Origin of the sequence: Methyloversatilis universalis FAM5, assembly GCF_000214035.2 — a bacterium.
Taxonomy (GTDB): domain Bacteria; phylum Pseudomonadota; class Gammaproteobacteria; order Burkholderiales; family Rhodocyclaceae; genus Methyloversatilis; species Methyloversatilis universalis.
The window spans coordinates 183,203-201,736 of sequence record NZ_AFHG01000059.1 but is presented as its reverse complement, the minus strand read 5'-3'; the positions used below and the strand labels follow the sequence as shown (position 1 = coordinate 201,736).

General features: G+C 69.0%; 16 protein-coding genes. 7 read left to right on the top strand and 9 right to left on the bottom strand.

Features of this window, described 5'->3' with window-relative positions; translation table 11 throughout:
* From METUNV1_RS18845 to hemF, 6 genes are all read left to right on the top strand, one after another.
* Window positions 1-1,194: a hypothetical protein gene (locus METUNV1_RS18845; RefSeq protein WP_008064536.1), complete on the top strand. Its 1,194-nt coding sequence runs from the start codon at window positions 1-3 to the stop codon at window positions 1,192-1,194.
* Window positions 1,195-1,291: 97 nt separating this feature from the next.
* Window positions 1,292-2,323, top strand: a complete 1,032-nt coding sequence (gene dusB, locus METUNV1_RS18840; protein ID WP_008064534.1) for a tRNA dihydrouridine synthase DusB — start codon at window positions 1,292-1,294, stop codon at window positions 2,321-2,323.
* Window positions 2,324-2,370: 47 nt separating this feature from the next.
* On the top strand, window positions 2,371-2,607 hold the full coding sequence (locus tag METUNV1_RS18835; RefSeq protein WP_008064530.1) for a Fis family transcriptional regulator: 237 nt from the start codon (window positions 2,371-2,373) through the stop codon (window positions 2,605-2,607).
* A gap of 54 nt (window positions 2,608-2,661) precedes the next feature.
* Entirely contained in the window at window positions 2,662-4,251 is a 1,590-nt protein-coding gene (gene purH, locus METUNV1_RS18830) for a bifunctional phosphoribosylaminoimidazolecarboxamide formyltransferase/IMP cyclohydrolase (RefSeq protein WP_008064527.1), read from the top strand.
* A 34-nt stretch (window positions 4,252-4,285) separates the two neighbouring features.
* A complete protein-coding gene (gene purD, locus METUNV1_RS18825; RefSeq protein ID WP_008064525.1) occupies window positions 4,286-5,548 on the top strand; it encodes a phosphoribosylamine--glycine ligase in 1,263 nt (420 codons plus the stop codon).
* Complete coding sequence (gene hemF / locus METUNV1_RS18820) at window positions 5,545-6,471, top strand: oxygen-dependent coproporphyrinogen oxidase (protein ID WP_008064524.1); 927 nt, start codon at window positions 5,545-5,547, stop codon at window positions 6,469-6,471. The genes purD and hemF overlap by 4 nt, the downstream gene beginning before the upstream one ends.
* Before the next feature lie 234 nt (window positions 6,472-6,705).
* On the opposite strand, the gene METUNV1_RS18815 is transcribed toward hemF, so the two are convergent.
* The 7 genes from METUNV1_RS18815 to hemC form a co-directional block, all read right to left on the bottom strand.
* Window positions 6,706-7,338 carry an OmpW/AlkL family protein gene (locus METUNV1_RS18815; RefSeq protein WP_008064523.1) on the bottom strand — a complete coding sequence of 211 codons (633 nt, stop codon included), beginning with the start codon at window positions 7,336-7,338 and terminating at the stop codon, window positions 6,706-6,708.
* 168 nt (window positions 7,339-7,506) lie between these two features.
* The gene (locus METUNV1_RS18810) at window positions 7,507-8,517 is read right to left on the bottom strand and encodes a M48 family metallopeptidase (RefSeq protein ID WP_008064522.1); all 1,011 of its coding nucleotides are present in this window, start codon (window positions 8,515-8,517) and stop codon (window positions 7,507-7,509) included.
* Window positions 8,498-9,592 carry a YjgN family protein gene (locus METUNV1_RS18805; protein ID WP_008064521.1) on the bottom strand — a complete coding sequence of 365 codons (1,095 nt, stop codon included), beginning with the start codon at window positions 9,590-9,592 and terminating at the stop codon, window positions 8,498-8,500. Before METUNV1_RS18805 ends, METUNV1_RS18810 begins: the two co-directional genes overlap by 20 nt.
* Window positions 9,593-9,648: 56 nt before the next feature.
* Window positions 9,649-10,812 (bottom strand): heme biosynthesis HemY N-terminal domain-containing protein, encoded by a 1,164-nt coding sequence (locus METUNV1_RS18800; RefSeq protein WP_008064519.1) that lies wholly within the window; start codon window positions 10,810-10,812, stop codon window positions 9,649-9,651.
* Window positions 10,812-11,903, bottom strand: a complete 1,092-nt coding sequence (locus tag METUNV1_RS18795; RefSeq protein ID WP_008064518.1) for a uroporphyrinogen-III C-methyltransferase — start codon at window positions 11,901-11,903, stop codon at window positions 10,812-10,814. The genes METUNV1_RS18800 and METUNV1_RS18795 overlap by 1 nt, the downstream gene beginning before the upstream one ends.
* The gene (locus tag METUNV1_RS18790) at window positions 11,900-12,697 is read right to left on the bottom strand and encodes a uroporphyrinogen-III synthase (RefSeq protein WP_008064515.1); all 798 of its coding nucleotides are present in this window, start codon (window positions 12,695-12,697) and stop codon (window positions 11,900-11,902) included. The genes METUNV1_RS18795 and METUNV1_RS18790 overlap by 4 nt, the downstream gene beginning before the upstream one ends.
* Window positions 12,694-13,704: a hydroxymethylbilane synthase gene (gene hemC, locus METUNV1_RS18785; protein WP_008064513.1), complete on the bottom strand. Its 1,011-nt coding sequence runs from the start codon at window positions 13,702-13,704 to the stop codon at window positions 12,694-12,696. The genes METUNV1_RS18790 and hemC overlap by 4 nt, the downstream gene beginning before the upstream one ends.
* A gap of 184 nt (window positions 13,705-13,888) precedes the next feature.
* Between hemC and ppc the strand changes: the two genes are divergently transcribed.
* Window positions 13,889-16,672 carry a phosphoenolpyruvate carboxylase gene (gene ppc / locus METUNV1_RS18780; protein ID WP_008064512.1) on the top strand — a complete coding sequence of 928 codons (2,784 nt, stop codon included), beginning with the start codon at window positions 13,889-13,891 and terminating at the stop codon, window positions 16,670-16,672.
* 48 nt (window positions 16,673-16,720) lie between these two features.
* Here ppc and METUNV1_RS18775 read toward each other — a convergent pair whose 3' ends face one another.
* Complete coding sequence (locus METUNV1_RS18775) at window positions 16,721-17,491, bottom strand: LytR/AlgR family response regulator transcription factor (protein ID WP_008064510.1); 771 nt, start codon at window positions 17,489-17,491, stop codon at window positions 16,721-16,723.
* Window positions 17,488-18,486, bottom strand: a complete 999-nt coding sequence (locus METUNV1_RS18770) for a sensor histidine kinase (RefSeq protein ID WP_008064507.1) — start codon at window positions 18,484-18,486, stop codon at window positions 17,488-17,490. The genes METUNV1_RS18775 and METUNV1_RS18770 overlap by 4 nt, the downstream gene beginning before the upstream one ends.
* Between the last annotated feature and the right edge of the window lie 48 nt (window positions 18,487-18,534).

Below are 18,534 nucleotides of genomic sequence, written 5' to 3'. Positions count from 1 at the left end.
ATGGCGCCACGCACGCGATTCGCCCGCATCTGGCTGCTCACGCTGCTGCTGGCCATGGGGCTGGCGGTGGCCTTCAACCGCCTGATCGATCCCTGGGGCCTGCACGACGGCCCGCGCTTCGAGGGCGTGAACGCGGTCAAGATCCGGCCCGAACGCCTTCTCGGCGAACTGAAGCTGTCGCGTGCGCTGCGCCGGGCGCCGGACGCGCTCATCCTCGGCAATTCACGCGCGGACATCGGTCTTGACCCGTCCGACCCGGCACTGACGGCACTCGCTGCGCGGCCCTTCAACATGGCGGAGCCAGGCGCTGCGCTGACCAGCCAGGTGCGCTATCTGGAAACGCTGCTGGAAGCCGGCATCCGGCCGCGGCTGCTGGTGGTGGGGGTGGAACTGTTCGACGCGCTGAATCCGCCGGACGGCGATGGAAAGTGGTATCCGCGCACCGATGCCTGGCAGCGCCAGCGCACGGTGATGACGCAGAGCCTGATCACGCTGGCCGCCACCACCGACAGCGTACGCACGCTTTACGCGCAGCGCGACCGCTTTGCCGCCACGCTGCGCGACGACGGCTTCAATCCGCTGCACGACTATGTCGCGCTGGCCGCCCGTGATGGCTACCGGGCGCTGTTCCGCCAGCGGGCGGCAGAGAACGTGAAGCGCATCCGTGGCCGTCACTGGCCGCAGGATCTGCCGGCGACCGAGGATTTCGTGGCCCTGCGGCGCCTGCTCGACATCGCCGGCGAGCACGGCATGCGGGTCGAGGTCATGACCTACCCCTATCACATGCACATCCTCGGCGCGCTGGCGCGCGAGCGGATGGATCGCGAAGTGAGCGACTGGAAGCGGGTGGTGGCCGACACCGTGGCCGCCGCGGCGGCGCGCGGCGTACAGGTGCGTGCCTGGGACTTCTCGCTGCCGGGTGCGGACCGAGCGGAAGCAGTGCCGGCTGCCGGCGACCGACGCACCATCACCCGCGGCTACTGGGAAGGCGGCCATTTCAAGGCCACGCTCGGTGCGCGCATGCTGGCCCGGGCACTGGCGCCGGTCACGCCGCCGGATGACGACTTCGGCCGCCTGCTCACGCCAGCCGCCGCGGCCGCCGACTGGGCCGGTGAAACACGTCGCGTGCTGGCCGCGCGGCCGGATCTGCAGCGTGACCTGGACACCGCCTTCGGCGTCCCCGCCACGGAATGAGTGACAGGCCGCACGCCCGATGGCGCGACATTTCGCCGCGCCGCCGCATCGCGGTAGAATCCCGCCCTTGCCCGTTTGTCCACCGCCCCGTCCAAGCATGCAGTTCGTCGGCTTCAATCTGCGAAACAATCTGTTCGTCGCGCCCATGGCCGGCGTGACCGACCGCCCCTTCCGCCAGCTGTGCAAGAAGCTGGGCGCCGGACTCGCAGTGTCCGAAATGGTCACCTCCAACTCGCTGCTGTACGGCAGCGCGAAGACCCAGCGTCGGGCGAACCACGACGGCGAGGTGGCACCGATCTCGGTGCAGATCGCCGGCGCCGACCCGAAGATGATGGCCGACGCCGCCCGCCACAACGTGGACCGCGGCGCCCAGATCATCGACATCAACATGGGCTGTCCGGCCAAGAAGATCTGCAACGTGATGGCCGGCTCCGCGCTGATGCAGGACGAACCGCTGGTCGCGCGCATCCTGGAGGCGGTGGTGCAGGCGGTGCCGGACACGCCGGTCACGCTGAAGATGCGCACCGGCTGGAACCGCGCGAACAAGAACGCGCCGATGCTGGCGCGCATGGCCGAACAGTGCGGCATCCGCGCGCTGGCCATCCACGGCCGTACCCGGGCCGACCAGTACACCGGCCACGCCGAGTACGACACCATCCGCACCGTGAAGGCGGCGGTCAGCATTCCGGTGATCGCCAACGGCGACATCACCACGCCGCAGAAGGCACGCGAAGTGCTGGACATCAGCGGCGCTGACGGCGTCATGGTCGGCCGCGCCGCCCAGGGCCGCCCCTGGATATTCCGCGAGATCGAGCACTTCCTGGCCACCGGCGAACTGCTGGCGCCGCCCGAGGTGAGCGAAATCCACCGCGTGTGCCGCGAGCACGTTGAAGACCTGTACGGTTTTTACGGCGCCGAGAGCGGCCTGCGCATCGCCCGCAAGCACATCTCCTGGTACACCAAGGGACTGGTCGGATCGGCCGCCTTCCGCCACGCGATGAACCGTCTGGAAACGACGGACGCGCAGATGGCGGCGATCGACGAGTTCTTCGGCCGCATGGCGGCCGACAACGACAGGCTCGCCTACGAGCCGGATGCCGACGACGACGCGCAGGAACTGGCCGCCTGAACGCCCGACCGGGCGCACTCAGCACCGACCATCAGGGAGACGCCGCCATGAGCGGACGCAGTGACATTGCCGAGTGCGTAAGACACTCGCTGGAACGATATTTCCGTGATCTGGACGGGGAACCGCCGAGCGGCCTCTATGACATGGTGCTGCGCCAGATGGAGCGCCCGATGCTCGAGGTGGTCATGCGTGAAGCCGAAGGCAACCAGACCCGCGCCGCCGACATGCTGGGCATGAACCGCAATACGCTGCGTCGCAAGCTCACCGACCACGGCATGCTCTGACGCCCGCCGTCCAGAGTCCTGACCCCATTCCTCAACTTCCCACCGGAATAGCGCATGAAAGTACAGCGTGCATTGATCAGCGTGTCCGACAAGACCGGCATCGTTGAATTCGCCACCGCCCTGACCGGGCTCGGCATCGAACTGCTGTCCACCGGCGGCACCGCACAACTGCTGGCCAACGCCGGCCTGAAGGTGACCGAGGTGGCCGACCACACCGGCTTCCCGGAAATGCTGGATGGCCGCGTGAAGACGCTGCACCCGCGCATCCACGGCGGCCTGCTCGCCCGGCGTGAAGTCGAGGCCCACATGCAGGCGCTGGCGGAACACGACATTCCGACCATCGATCTGCTGGTGGTGAATCTGTACCCGTTCGAGGCGACCGTGGCCAAGGCCGGCTGCACGCTGGAAGACGCGATCGAGAACATCGACATCGGCGGCCCGGCCATGGTGCGCTCCGCCGCCAAGAACTGGCGTGGTGTCGGCGTGCTGACCGACGCCTCGCAGTACGCCGGCGTGCTCGACGAACTGCGCGCGACCGGCGCGCTGTCCGACGCCACCCGCTTCGCGCTGTCGGTGGCCGCGTTCAACCGCATTTCGAACTACGACGCGGCGATCAGCGACTACCTGTCGGCGCTGAACGCCGACGGCACGCGCAGCGAGTTCCCGGCGCAGTCGAACGGCCGCTTCGTCAAGATCCAGGACCTGCGCTACGGCGAAAACCCGCACCAGCGCGCCGCCTTCTACCGCGACCTCTACCCGGCGCCGGGTTCGCTGGTCAGCGCGAAACAGCTGCAGGGCAAGGAACTGTCGTACAACAACATCGCCGACGGCGACGCCGCCTGGGAATGCGTCAAGAGCTTCGACACCGGCGCCTGCGTCATCGTCAAGCACGCCAATCCCTGTGGCGTGGCGCTCGGCGCCACCCCGCTTGAGGCCTATCGCAAGGCCTTCGCCACCGATCCGACCTCGGCCTTCGGCGGCATCATCGCCTTCAACACCCCGGTCGACGCCGCCACCGCCGAAGCGGTCAGCGGCCAGTTCGTCGAAGTGCTGATGGCGCCGGCCTTCACCGCCGACGCGCTGAAACTGCTGGCCGCCAAGGCCAATGTGCGCGTGCTGGAAATTCCGCTCGACGGCGTCGATCCGAAGGGCGCGACCGCCTGGGCGCGCGGCCGCAACCTGCATGACGTGAAGCGGGTCGGCTCCGGCCTGCTGATCCAGACCGCGGACGAACCGGAATCGCTGGAAGGTCGCCTCAAGGTGGTCACGAAGCGCGCGCCGACCGCACAGGAAATGACTGACCTCACCTTCGCCTGGCGCGTCGCCATGTACGTGAAGTCGAACGCCATCGTGTATTGCCGCGACGGCGCAACGGTCGGTGTCGGCGCCGGCCAGATGAGCCGCGTTGACTCGACGCGCATCGCACGGATCAAGGCGGAACACGCCGGCCTGACCATCGCCGGTTCGGTGGTGGCGTCCGACGCCTTCTTCCCGTTCCGCGATGGTGTGGACGTGCTGGCCGAAGCCGGCGCGAAAGCCATCATCCAGCCGGGCGGCAGCATGCGCGACGAGGAAGTGATCGCCGCCGCCGACGAGCATGGTCTGGCCATGGTATTCACCGGCACCCGCCACTTCCGTCACTGAGCTGTACCCGCGCACGATTGAGGAAGGACGCGACATGAAACTGCTGGTCATCGGTTCGGGCGGCCGCGAACACGCCATCGCCTGGAAACTCGCGCAGAGCCCGCGCGTGCAGAAGGTCTATGTGGCGCCGGGCAATGCCGGCACCGCACTCGAACCCAATATCGAGAATCTGCCGATCACCGATTTCGCCGAGCTGATCAGCTTCGTCGAGAACGAGAACATCGCCTTCACCGTGGTCGGCCCGGAAGCGCCGCTGGCCGCTGGCGTCGTGGACTGTTTCCGGGTGCGCGGCCTGAAGGTGTTCGGCCCGACCCGCAAGGCGGCCCAGCTGGAAAGCTCCAAGGACTTCGCCAAGCAGTTCATGGTGCGCAACAACATCCCGACCGCCTGGTACCAGACCTTCACCGACGCGGCCGCGGCGCGCGCCTATGTCGACGAGAAGGGTGCGCCCATCGTGATCAAGGCCGACGGCCTGGCCGCCGGCAAGGGCGTGGTGGTGGCGATGACGCTGACCGAGGCGCACGCTGCCATCGGCGCCATGCTGCCGGGCGACGACGGTGGCAAGTCGCGGGTGGTGATCGAGGAGTTCCTGCACGGCGAGGAAGCCAGCTTCATCGTCATGTGCGACGGCCAGAGCGCGCTGCCGCTGGCCACCAGCCAGGACCACAAGCGCCTGCTCGACGGCGACGCCGGCCCGAACACCGGCGGCATGGGCGCCTATTCCCCGGCACCGGTGGTCACGCCGGAAATCCATGCACGCGTGATGCGCGAGGTGATCCAGCCTGTGCTCACCGGCATGGCGCTGGACGGCCTGCCCTACACCGGCTTCCTGTACGCCGGCCTGATGATTTCGCCGGAGGGCGACATCAAGGTGCTGGAATTCAACTGTCGCATGGGCGACCCGGAAACCCAGCCCATCATGATGCGGCTGAAGACCGATCTGGTCGATCTGGTCGAGGCGGCGCTGGAGTATCGCCTGTCCGAAGCCAGCACCGACTGGGACCGCCGGGTGGCGCTCGGCGTCGTGATGGCGTCGGCCGGCTATCCGGAAGCGCCGCGCAAGGGTGACGTCATCACCGGACTGCCGGCCGCCACCGAGGACAGCCACGTGTTCCACGCCGGCACCGCAAATCAGGATGAAGCGGTGGTCACCAGCGGCGGCCGCGTGCTGTGCGTGACCGCACTCGGCGACACGGTGAAACAGGCGCAACGCGCCGCCTACGCGCTGTGCGACCAGATCCAGTTCGACGGCGCCCAGTTCCGCCGCGACATCGGCCACCGGGCGGTGCGGCGATGAGTACGCGGGCGGAACAGGTCCGCGCCTGGCTGCTGGATCTCCAGGATCGCATCATCGCCGGCCTTGAAACGGCCGACGGCTCGCCCTTCCTGACCGACGGCTGGGTGCGCGGCCCGGAAGAGCGCCTGCAGGGCGACGGCCGTACCCGGCTGATCGAGGAAGGCAAGCTGTTCGAGCGCGGCGGCTGCAATTTCTCGCATGTGCGCGGCGACCGCCTGCCGCCGTCCGCCTCCGCCCACCGCGCCGATCTGGCCGGTGCATCGTTCGAGGCGATGGGCGTGTCGCTGGTGCTGCACCCGCGCAACCCCTATGTGCCGACCGTGCATCTGAACGTGCGCTTCTTCACCGCCCAGCCGCAGGACGGCGACGCGGTGTGGTGGTTTGGCGGCGGCATGGATCTGACGCCCTACTACGGTTTCGAGGAGGACGCGGCGCACTTCCACCGCACCTGCCGCGATGCGCTTGCGCCCTACGGCAGCGACACCTGGGCGCGCTACAAGCAGTGGTGCGACGAGTATTTCCATCTCAAGCACCGCAAGGAGGCACGCGGCATCGGCGGCGTGTTCTTCGACGATCTGGGTGCCGACGGCACGGTGGAATTCGATCAGGCCTACGGCCTGACGCAGGCGGTCGGCGAGGCCTTCCTCGAGGCCTATCTGCCCATCGTGCAGCGCCGTCGCGACCTGCCCTACGGCGAACGCGAACGCGACTTCCAGGCCTACCGCCGCGGCCGCTATGTCGAATTCAATCTGGTGTTCGACCGCGGCACGCTGTTCGGCCTGCAGTCGGGCGGCCGCACCGAATCCATCCTGATGTCGATGCCGCCGGTGGTGAAGTGGCGCTACGACTGGCATCCGGAAGACGGCTCGCCGGAAGCGAAGCTCTACACCGACTACCTGCCGCCGCGCGACTGGCTCGCCTGAAGGCGCTGCCCGCAAGGGCAGGCAGCGCTCGCCGCGATGAGGCCGGTTGAGGCCTTGCCCGCCATGGCGGCGGGGGCCGCAGCAGCGGCCCCCGCTACCAGCCCGAACATCCCGATCCGATCAGCCAAAAAAATGGGCACCCAATGGGTGCCCGAACCGGGACTGCAGGAAGAACTGCTGAGCGGCCCGCCGGCTTTCGGGCTTGTGACCCTGGGCCGACGGACCTGCTCGAACTCAGAAGCGGTAACCGATACCGACCGAATACAGCATCGGGTCGATGTTCAGCGAAGTCACCTTGGCGCCGGTACCCTTCACGAAAATGTCGGTATCGATACTCACGTACTTCACATCGACGTTGAAGAACCACTTCGGCGCGATCTGGAAGTCGGCGCCCACCTGGGCGGCCCAGCCGAAGCTGCTGCGGTCGATGCGCAGCGGCACGCTGCCGCCGAGCACGCTGCCGGCGTCGAGATCCACGCTGCTGAAACGGGTGTAGTTCAGACCCAGGCCGGCGTACGGACGGATGGTGCCTTCCGGATTGAAGTGGTACTGCAGGGTCAGCGTCGGCGGCAGATGCTTGATCGAGCCGATGCCCACGCCGCCCAGTTCGACGTCATGTTTCTGCGGGTAGGTCAGGATCAGTTCGGCCGCGATGTTCTTGGTGAAGAAATAGGTGATGTCGATTTCCGGGAAGGTCTTGTTCTCGGCCTTCACGTCGATCGGCAGGTTCAGGCCGCCGGAATTGTCATTGTCCGGATTCATGTACAGCGCGCGGGCGCGCACCATCCAGTTGCCTTCGTCAGCCGCATTTGCCACGCCGGCCACGGCTGCCAGCGCAGCCACTCCCACCCACTTGATCGCCTTCATTGTTGTGCACTCCAGAGAAAGTGAAATCGCATTCAGTGGTGTGCAGTATTCCGAAGGGCTGATATCCCTGCGTTGACCAAGGTCAATCGGCGCTCAGAACGCGTTGCGATGCAACACGCGAGGCCCGAAGGCCCGGATCGACCGTACCGGCGAGCACGCCGGCCCGGGTCAGGCGCGGCCGCGCAGCCGCTCGATGCGCTGTGCGCTGTCCGGGTGGCTGTCCAGCCAGCCAGCGCCGTTCTTGCGGCCACGGCCTGCGGATTCGGACAGGCGCTGCAGCATGTCCGCCAGCAGCGCGGGCGAGCGCCCCTGGGCGCGCAGCGCCGCGGCGGCATAGTCGTCCGCCTCGCGCTCCATGTCGCGCGAATAGCCGGACTGGATGAGCGCGGTCGGCGCCATCGCGATCACGCTGCTGACGTCGCCGGCATACCAGGTCATGAACAGCGCCACCGCCGAGCCCTGCAGCAGCATGCGCATGCCATGCCTCAGTTCGACATGACCCAGCTCGTGCATCAGCACCGCCATCACGCGTTCGTCATCGCCAGCCAGGGCGACCAGTTCGTCGGTCACCACCAGCGTGCCGTCCGGCAACGCGAAGGCATTGGCGCCCACCTCGCCGCCGTGGCGGAACACCAGCGCATGCGGCAGCGTCGTGCGATCGGCCAGCACGCCGCGCAGCCGCGACTGTTCGTCTTCCGACAGCCGGCTCGGCGTGAGCATGTGTTCGTCGATCAGTTCCAGGGTCTGGCGCGACAGACCGGCCACCACCGCCTCTGGCACGCGCGGTGCGGCGATTTCCGCTGCCCACTGCAGACCGTAGCGCGCCGCGCCCCACAGCACGACGACGAGCAGCGCGAGCGCACCGGCCACCATGCGCAGATCGAAGGCGCTGCGCACGGTCAGCCGGTCGCGCTGTCCGGTGGCGCCGAGCAGGCGCGCGAGCGCGGCGTGATCCCTCACTTCGGCATGGGCACCGTCTTCGAAGGTGATCAGCCGGGGCGCCGCCCCCATCGGTTCCGACAGCCGCAGGTTGGCCAGCGGCGCCCGGCGGCTCAGCCCTTCCGCAGCCAGCAGCAGCGCGTCACCGTCCAGCGACAGCGTGGCCGGCCATGCGCGCGCGCTGTGGCCATCGAAGTACAGCGCCGCAACCGTCAGCGGTTCAGAGGGCGATGTCGACATCGAAAATATCTGCAGTCTCTTCGCCGGTGGCCGACACCGCCTGCTTCTGTCCGGCCACGAAATCATCCAGCGGACCGGCACTGACCAGCGTCACGCTTTCGATCCGGTAGCGCGCGGTGCGGATGGCGGCGAACGGCGCGAAGAAGCCCAGCGTGCACACGATGGCGATCAGATTGGTGAGCGTGATCGCGTACAGCGTACGCGCCCGCGCGTGTGACTCGAAGCGGTGGGCGCCGAGCCGGGTGCTGTTCCACACCAGGTTCTGCAGGCGCGCGGTCAGATAGGGCTGGATCAGCAGGAACAGGGCCACCCAGCCCGCAAGCACGGCCATCGGCACGAGCACCGCCAGCTCGCGACGCCCTTCAACGGCCTCGATCATGAGCAGCACCATGCCGCCGATCACCGCCATGCCCAGCAGCAGCAGAAGCAGCAACACGCCGTACATGCGGTAGAACGCCGACACCGGTGCGGTGAACCGGAAACGGGTGGCGCCGAAGCGCGCGTTGTCCAGCTGGTAGCGCTTCATGCGCTGGTGCCACATCGGCGCCAGCAGATAGAGCGTGAAGAGCGACAGCAGCGGCCACATCAGGAAGGCCCGGTAGGCCCCCTTCGGGTCGCCGTCGAAACCGAAGCGCAGGCCGCGCCAGCTGGTATTGAGCGCGCGGAAGCGCAGCGAACGCATCAGCAGCAACGGCATCACTGCCGCGAGCAGCCCGAGCACCAGCATGCCGAGCAGCGGCGACACCTCGAACGAAATGTTGTAGCCGAGCAGCAGCAGGAAACCGATCACCCGGCCCTTGAGGATGGCGCGCGGGTCGCCGTGGTAGTCGAAGGCGGCGCCGCCCAGCGTGGTGTGGCGATGGAAGTACTGCAGCCGCCGGACCTTGGCCCAGGCGGAATAGATGCCCAGCGTGAGCACGGTGAGCAGCAGGTTGACGATCCAGATGCCGAAGTACTCGCCGCCCCGGCCGGAAAACACCAGCGCCTCGGAGCGCGGTGCGGTGTCGACCGCGAACGGGCTGGCGAAGGGGTCCGCGGGGGCGGACGGCGGCGTGTTCTCGAAAGGATTGTTCATGCGGGATCCGGGCGGAAGAACATGCCCTGATCATGACACAGCCGCGCTGCGCGCGTTCAGCGCATCAGTGCGGCCGCGCGGAAATGGGCCTGCGCCTTTTCCGGTCGTTCGAGGTGTTCGGCCAGCAGCGCCAGTTCGACATGCACGACACGCGAGGGCTGCACCGCCAGCGCCGCTTCGAGATAGCTCTGCGCCTTGCCCCACAGCTGCTGGGTACGGCACAGCCGGCCCAGCGCCAGCAGCAGTTCGGCGTCGTCCGGGTGATCGCGCAGCCAGGCCTCGGCCTTTGCGATGCGGCCGAGCGCGTCGCCACCGTCGGTGTGGGCATACAGGGCCAGCAGCGAGGACTCCCAGCCCTGCTCCAGCCGCGATTCGATCAGCTTGCGTGCCTGCGCGGTCTGGCCGGCGGCCACCAGCGCCTCGGCCATTGCGCGCACCACCTGCGCGTCCTCGCGCTCGGCGGCCGGCAGCGCCTTCCAGTAGGCGTCCAGCTCGGCCGGATCGAGATCGTGCAGTGCCCCCAGATGCGCCTGGCGGCGCACCGGCGCCGCCTGTTCCGGCGTCAGCGCGCGGTGCTTCTGCAGCAGGCGCACCACCCGCAGCAGGCCGCTCCAGTCGGCCAGACCGCGGCGCGCCCGCATCGCCAGACGCAGCGCGGCGACATGGCGCTGGCCGCCGGACTGCAGCACGTCGATGCGCTCCAGCGCCTCGCTGAATTCGCGCCGGTCGGTCAGGATGTCGGCTTCGGTCATCAGCCGCGCGGTTTTCAGTTCGTCGAAGCGCTCGGCCTGACGCAGCCACTCGTCAGCCTGCGTCTGTTCGCGCATCGCATGCGCGGCGCGGGCACCGATCAGCGCGGCCAGGCCGGGCGATTCGCCGCCCTCGACCGCCACCCGGGCGCTGCGCTGGGCATGGCCGTAGCGGCCTTCGAAATACAGGCGGGCGGCGTCGCGCAGCGCGGTCACCGCGCGGCGGCGGCGCTGGCGCGCGCGGTAGCGGGCCGCACGCGCCGGCATGCGCATCAGACCGTCGATGAAATGGAACACGCTGTACAGCAGCGCCACGCCGAGCAGCAGCGACACGATGAACAGGTTGAGCGACAGTTCGATGCGCCAGGGCGACCACTGGATGAGCACGAAACCGTCGTTCTGACGGGCCGCGATCACCAGCCCCACGGCCAGCGCGCACAGGCCGAGCAGCCACAGCAGCAGGCGCACCATCAGCGCTTCTCCTCGCGCTGCACGGTGGGCCGCTGGCGCTGGGCCTTGAGCTGGGCCAGCGCGCTCATCGATTCGTTGAGGCCGGGCAGACCTTCGCCCGGATCGACGCTGGCGAGCTGGCGCAGCGTGGCCAGCGCGTTGTCGGTCTGGCGGGCGCGGGTGTCGAAATAGCGCTCCACCCACTCGCGCGCCAGCCGCATGTCCTCGCGCCACACTGCGCCATTGCGCTGGAGCAGCGCGATGCGGGCGTTGATCAGCCGCAGCTTCAGGTTCTCGCGCAGGAAGAAGCTGTGTTCCGGCGACAGCAGGGCCGGGTCCGGCCGGTCCAGCCGTTCGATGCGCACCAGCTGGCGCACTTCGGCCCACACCTCTTCCGCCAGCCGCTCGACCAGGGTCGGTTCGGCCGCAGCCGCCACCTTGGCGGGCGCCGGAGAGCCGGCACGCGAAGGCGAGCGGTCGAACGCCAGCGGCAGGCTGTCGATCGAACCGAGCAGCGTATCGATGCGCAGCGCCTGACCGGACAGATCGGCCATCGGCGCGCGGCGCAGGCGCTCCATGTCGTTGGCCATCGCGCGGCGCAGCGGCAGGAAGCGGCCGGTATCCACCCGCGCCAGACGGGCTTCGGCGGTCGACAGCGCGCTGAGCGCCAGCTTGGCATCGCCGGCCAGCTGCAGCTGCTGCTGACCCAGCACCAGCGCGTGCTCGACCTCGGCCAGCACCCGCTCGTCGTAACTGCGCACCAGGTCGTCCGCCAGATATTCATAGGCTTCGATGCGCGCCCGCAGTTCGGCCAGCTGCACTTCCTGGCTGCCGAGGCGGTTGCCGTAGGTGGCGATGCCGGCGGCTTCCTGTTCGGACGCGTCGCGCGCCTGCGCCGCCTGTTCGCCCACCACCTCGACCCGGCGGTGCAGCTCGGCTTCGAGCGTACGCATGCGGGTGAGCATGAAGAAGCTGGCCACGCCCAGTGCCACCAGCAGCAGCACGGCCAGCCCGAGCGCCCACAGCGGCACCACGCCTTCGCGTTTCGCGGGCGGCACCGGTGTCACGGCAGGCGTGGCGGCAGGGGTGGGCGTCGGAATCTGTTCACTCATGTCGTTCGCTTCGGGTCGCACGGATGCGATGAAAAGTAGTCAGTCAGTCCGGCCAGCAGACCGGTGTCGGCCGGAGCGGTTTCGATCACGCGGCGGAAGCCGCGTTCGCGCGCCTGTTCGGCGATGCGGGCATGCGGCGCGAACAGCGGCAGTGCCTGCAGCGCGTCCAGACAGTCCAGCCCGGGCAGCGCCGCCAGATTGCGCAGCGATTCGGACGAGGTGATGGTGAGCGCATGCAGCCGGCCGGCGCGCAGCGCGGCGCACAGCGGCGCGCCGTCGCCGGGCGGCAGGCGGCGGTAGCAGGTGATGAACTCGACCGTCGCGCCGCGCGCGCGCAGCGTGTCGCCCAGCAGTTCGCGTCCGCCGTCACCGCGGAAGATGAGCACCCGCCGGCCGGCCAGTGCGGCGGCCGACAGTTCGGGCAGTTCGAGCAGCGCCTCGGAATCGTAGCGGTGCTGCGGCGTGATGACGCGGGCGATGCCGCGCGTGCGCAGCGCCTGCGCCGACTGTTCGCCCACCGTGGCGGCCGGCAGCGCGGCCGGCCAGTCGCGCAGCGGCAGGATGGTGTCCAGCGCGTGGCGCACCGCGTTGGCGCTCACGAATACCGCCAGCGCCGCACCATCCAGATCGGCCGCGGCGACAGCCGACATGTCGGCCAGCGCTTCGATGTCGATCAGCGGAAATTCGAACGGTTCGCCACCGGCTGCGCGCAGGGCGTCCGCCAGCGCCGCCGCCTGCGCGCGCGGCCGGCTGACCAGCACGCCGCATCCGGCCAGCGCACCGCGATCCTTCATGGGTGGGCGAGGTCGTCGAGAATGGCCTGCGCGCCGTCGGCCCGCAGAGCCTCCACGCAGTCCGCGGCCAGCGCTTCCGGCTGGGCGACGTTGCCGCGCACCTCGGCGGCGGCGATGCGGCTGCCATCCGGCATGGCCACCCGGGCACGCAGCCACAGTGCACCGCCCTCCACCACGCAGTAGGCGGCCAGCGGCACTTCGCAGGAGCCGGCCAGCGCGCGCGACACCGCGCGCTCGGCACGGACGCAGGCTTCGGTGACCGGACAGACCAGCGGTGACAGCCAGGCCGCCACTTCGGGACGCGAGGCCAGCGCCTCGATGCCCAGCGCACCCTGACCCGCCGCCGGCAGCGACAGTTCGACCGGCAGCAGCGCGCGGATGCGGTCGCCCAGCCCCAGCCGCTTCAGGCCGGCCGCCGCCAGGATGATGGCGTCGTACTGCCCCTCATCGAGCTTGCGCAGCCGGGTGTCGAGATTGCCGCGCAGGCTGCTCACCGTCAGATACGGGAACTGGGCGCGCAGCTGCGATTCGCGCCGCAGGCTGGAGGTGCCGACCACCGCGCCCGGCGGCAGGTCGTCCAGGCTGGCGTAGCGGGACGACACGAAGGCGTCCTGCGGCAGTTCGCGCTCCATCGTCGCCACCAGCGCGAATTCGTCGGCCAGGGTCATCGGCACGTCCTTCATCGAATGCACGGCCAGGTCGGCGCGGCCTTCGAGCAGGGCGGTTTCGAGTTCCTTCACGAACAGCCCCTTGCCGCCCACCTTGGCAAGCGGGCGGTCCAGGATCTGGTCGCCGCGGGTGGTCATGCCGAGGATGTCCACGGTCGCGGAGGGGTACAGCGAGGACAGTCTGTCACGCACATGTTCCGCCTGCCACATGGCGAGGCGGGACTCGCGCGACGCGATCACGATGCGCGTGGGCTTCGGGTAAGCTTGGTGCTCCTGCTGCGGGACCGACGGCGCGCGATCTGCCGCATCGAGGTCCGCCGGGCCGGCCGGATGATCCATATGGAAAAGAGGCGTGTGGTGGTCAGTTAGTCGAATGCACCGCGCGCCGGCGTGAACGAGTGCCTACAGGCAGCGCGCGACACGGCCCGAATTCTAGCAGCCCCGGATGGAACATCGCAGCGCCCCCGCCAGTGCAGGCCGGTGGTGCGCAGACATTCAGACATTGATTTCGGAAGGATTGCCAGTGAATCAACAGGCCCAGACGCCGGTCGCGGTGCACGACCGCTCGGCGGACGACAAGGACAAGCCGCTGTTCGACGACATCCGCCTGCTCGGCCGCATGCTCGGTGACGTGGTGCGCGAGCAGGAAGGCAGCCGCATGTTCGAGCTGATCGAGAACGTGCGCCAGCTGTGCGTGCGCTTCCGCCGCAACGACGATCTGGATGCCCGGGCCGAACTGGCCAAGCTGCTCAACGGCCTGTCGGACGACGACACCATCATCGTGGTGCGCGCCTTCAGCTACTTCCTGCACCTGGCCAATATCGCCGAGGACCAGCACCACATCCGCCGCGCCCGCGCCCACGCCATCGCCGGCGATCCGCCGCGGCCGGGCACGCTGGCCAGCGCGCTGGACAAGGCGCTGGAGGCGAACGTGCCGGCCGAGGAAATCCTCGCCTTCTTCCGCGACGGCCTCATCGTTCCGGTGCTCACTGCCCACCCGACCGAGGTGCAGCGCAAGAGCATCCTGAGCCAGGAAATGAAGATCGCCCGGCTGATCGACGAGCGCGACCGCATGCGGCTGACGCCGGACGAGCTGGAAGAACGCGACGAGGCGGTGCGCCGCACCGTCACCTCGCTGTGGCAGACCCGCATGCTGCGCCGGACCCGGCTGTCGGTCGCCGACGAGGTGGTCAATGGCCTGTCCTTCTACGACTACACCTTCCTGCGCGAACTGCCGCGCGTCTACAACGCGGTCGAAGACCAGCTGGCCGCGGCCTTCCCGGAGCACAAGCGCGAGATCGGCAGCTTCCTGCGCATGGGTTCCTGGATAGGCGGCGACCGTGACGGCAATCCCTTCGTCACCGCCGACGTGCTGCGTTCGACGCTGCGCGTGCAGTCGTCCAAGGCGCTGGATTACTACCTGACCCAGGTGCACATCCTGGACACCGACCTGTCGCCGACCACGCTGCTGAACAACGTGAGCGACGAACTGCGGGTGCTGGCCGCCACCGCGCCGGACAAGTCGCCGCATCGCGAGGACGAGCTGTACCGCCGTGCGCTGGCCGGCATCTACGCCCGCCTGGCGGTAACCGCGCGCACGCTGGACCAGCACGAAGCACTGTGGAAGGCGGTCGGCGACGCCGACCCCTACACCAGCGCGGAAGAGTTCGTGCGTGACCTGGACGTGATCCACGAATCGCTGGTCGGCCACAAGTCCTCGCTGATCGCCCGCGGCCGCCTGCGCCGCCTGCGTCATGCCGCGCGCGTGTTCGGCTTCCATCTGGCGGCGCTGGACCTGCGGCAGAACTCCGACGTGCATGAGCGCGTGGTGTCGGAACTGCTGGCCAACGCGCACGTGTGCGCCAACTACCTCGAACTGCGCGAGGAACAGCGGATCGAGGTGCTGATCAACGAACTGGGTACGCCGCGCCCGCTCACCTCGTCCTTCATGCAGTTCTCGGCCGAGACCGAGGGCGAACTGGCGATCGCGCGCACCGCGGCCGAAATGCACCGGCTGTATGGCGAGGCCGCGCTGCCGAACTACATCATTTCCAAGGCGGACGGCGTGTCCGACATGCTGGAAGTGGCGCTCATCCTGAAGGAAGTCGGCCTGCTCAACGTGCACGAGCGCCGCGCCTCGATGAACATCATTCCGCTGTTCGAAACCATCGGCGACCTGCGCAACGCACCGCGCATCATGGACCGGCTGTTCACCATCCCGATCTGGCGCGTGCTGCTGGACGCCCGTGCCCTCACCCAGGAAGTGATGCTGGGCTATTCCGATTCCAACAAGGACGGCGGCTTCCTCACCTCGGGCTGGGAGCTGTACAAGGCGGAAACCAAGCTGGTGCAGGTGTTCAAGCGCCACGGCGTGCGGCTGCGGCTGTTCCACGGCCGCGGCGGCTCGGTCGGCCGCGGCGGCGGCCCCAGCTACCAGGCCATCCTGGCGCAGCCGGGCGGCGCGGTACAGGGTCAGATCCGCATCACCGAACAGGGCGAAGTGATCGCGTCGAAATACTCGAATCCGGAAGTCGGCCGGCGCAACCTCGAAGTGCTGGCCGCGGCCACCTTCGAAGCGACGCTGCTGGGCAAGCGCGAAGCCGCCGCGCCGGCGGAATTCACCGACGCGATGGAAGAGCTGTCGGGTCACGCGTTCGCGGCCTACCGCAATCTGGTGTACGAAACCCCGGGCTTCGAGAAGTACTTCTGGGAATCGACCGTCATCACCGAGATCGCCGAACTGAACATCGGCTCGCGCCCGGCCTCGCGCAAAAAGGGCCAGCGCATCGAGGACCTGCGCGCGATTCCCTGGGTGTTCTCGTGGTCGCAGTGCCGGCTCATGCTGCCCGGCTGGTACGGCTTCGGCAGCGCAGTGCAGGCCTACCGCGCGCAGCACGCGGACGGCATGGCCCGCCTGCAGGCCATGGTGCATGAGTGGCCCTTCTTCGCCACCCTCATTTCCAACATGGACATGGTGCTGTCGAAGACCGACATCGCGATTGCCAGCCGCTATGCCGAACTGGTGGAGGACGAGGCGCTGCGCGAAGCCATCTTCACCCGCATCCGCAACGAATGGCAGGCCACGCTGGACGCGGTACGCCAGATCACCGGCGCGCCGGAACTGCTGTCGACCAATCCGCTGCTGGCCCGCTCGATCCGCAACCGCTTCCCCTACATGGAGCCGCTGAACCACCTGCAGGTCGAGCTGCTGCGCCGCTTCCGTGCCGGCAACCGGCACGACCGCACCCGCCGCTCCATCCACCTCACCATCAACGGCATCGCCGCCGCGCTGAGGAACAGCGGCTGAGGCAGCCTGCGGCCGGCGACGCGTCCCCCGCGATCGCCGGCCGTGGCCCTAGCGCTCGGCGGTGCGGATATCGGCGAACTCGGCGCGCACCTGGGCCCACTGCCGGCGGCTGACCGGCAGCCGCTCGTCCAGCCCCTTCAGCACCACCGACCAGTGGCCGTCGGCGCCGTCGCGCACATGTTCGAAACCGGCTACCGCGTCGCGGGCAACCAGACAGTTGCGATGGATGCGCACGAAGCGGCGCGGGAATTCCTGTTCCAGCGCGGCCAGTGACTCTTCCAGCAGGTATTCGCGCTCGCCGGTGCGGGCGGTCACGTATTTCAGCTCCGCCCGCAGGTAGAGGATGTCGGCCACCGGCACCAGCAGGATGCGGCCGCGTTCGCTGCACGACAGCTGACTGCGCCCTCCACCGGGGTCAGCGCTGGCGCCGGCCTGACGCTCCGGCACACGTCTGAGCGCATCGAGCAGGCGGGCGGCGCGCACCGGTTTCATCAGGTAGTCGGTCGCCTGCAGTTCGAATGCCCGCACTGCGTACTGGTCGTAGGCGGTGCAGAACACCAGCACCGGCGGCCGCGGCAGCGCCGCCAGACGCGACGCCAGCTCTACGCCGTCCATGCCCGGCATGCGGATATCGATCAGCGCGACATCGGCGGCCTCTGCCGCCGGCAGCGCCGCCAGCAGCGCGAGCGCATCTTCACCATTGGCCGCCTCGCCCACCACGCGGTTCGGCAGTTCGGCCTCGATGTCGGACAGCAGCGCGCGCAGCCTGAGCCGTGCGGGCGCCTCGTCGTCGGCAATGAATACGCGCAGCACCGTCATGCCATGCTCCGGTAGGGAAAGCGGATGCGCACCCGGTACAGCCCGTCGCGTTCGCCGGCTTCCAGCTGCGCCTCCAGGTCGAAGAACAGCATGAGCCGCTCGCGCAGATTGTCGAGCGCCATGCGGTTGCCGCCGCCGTGACCGGCGGCGCGGCCGGCCAGCGGCAGCGGATTGTCGATCTCGACCAGCAGGTCGCCACCGGCCCGCTGCACGCTGACCCGGACTTCGCCGCGGCCGGCCAGCGGCTCGACCCCGTGATAGACCGCGTTTTCCAGCAGCGGCTGCAGCATGAGCGGCGGCACCCTGGCGTCCGGCGGGCAGCCCTCGGTCTGCCACTGCACGTCCAGCCGCTCGCCCAGCCGCAGCCGCTCCAGCTCGATGTACTGCCGGCACAAGGCCAGTTCCTCGCCCAGCGTGACCAGATCACGGTTCTCGCGCATCAGCACGCGGAACAGGTCGGACAGCTCCTCCAGCGCACGCTCGGCCCGGCGCGGATCGTCGCGGATGATGCCCAGCACCGCGTTCAGGCTGTTGAACAGGAAATGCGGCCGGATGCGGGCCGACAGCGCCATCAGCCGGGCCTGGGCGATGGCCGGGCCGAGCGCGCGCTCCTGCACGGTGAAGTAGATCATTGCGGCGACGGCCGCGAACAGCGCCCACAGCGCTTCGCGCACCGGCCAGTCGCGGCCGACCGGCAGGTCCCAGCCCGCCAGCGCGTCCGCCGCCAGCGTGCTGGCCAGCGCCACCGCGGCCACCAGCGCCCAGCCCGCGCGCACCGTCAGCCGGGGGAACACCGGCGCGAGCAGGTAGAGCAGGCCCAGCGCCAGGATGAGCGGCGGCTCGACCCGGGCCGCCATTTCAAGCAGATCGAAAGGCAGCGCCTCGCCGCTGCGGTTGCGCGCCAGCAGCGCCAGGGCGGCCAGCGCATTGACCAGCAGCACGCTGCGCAGCATCACGCCGAGGTTGCGCCAGTCCGGTGCGCGTGCCGGCCTCACCGCACGCCCCTCCCGGGACGCGCGTCGGCCGCCCGCTGAGGCATTTCG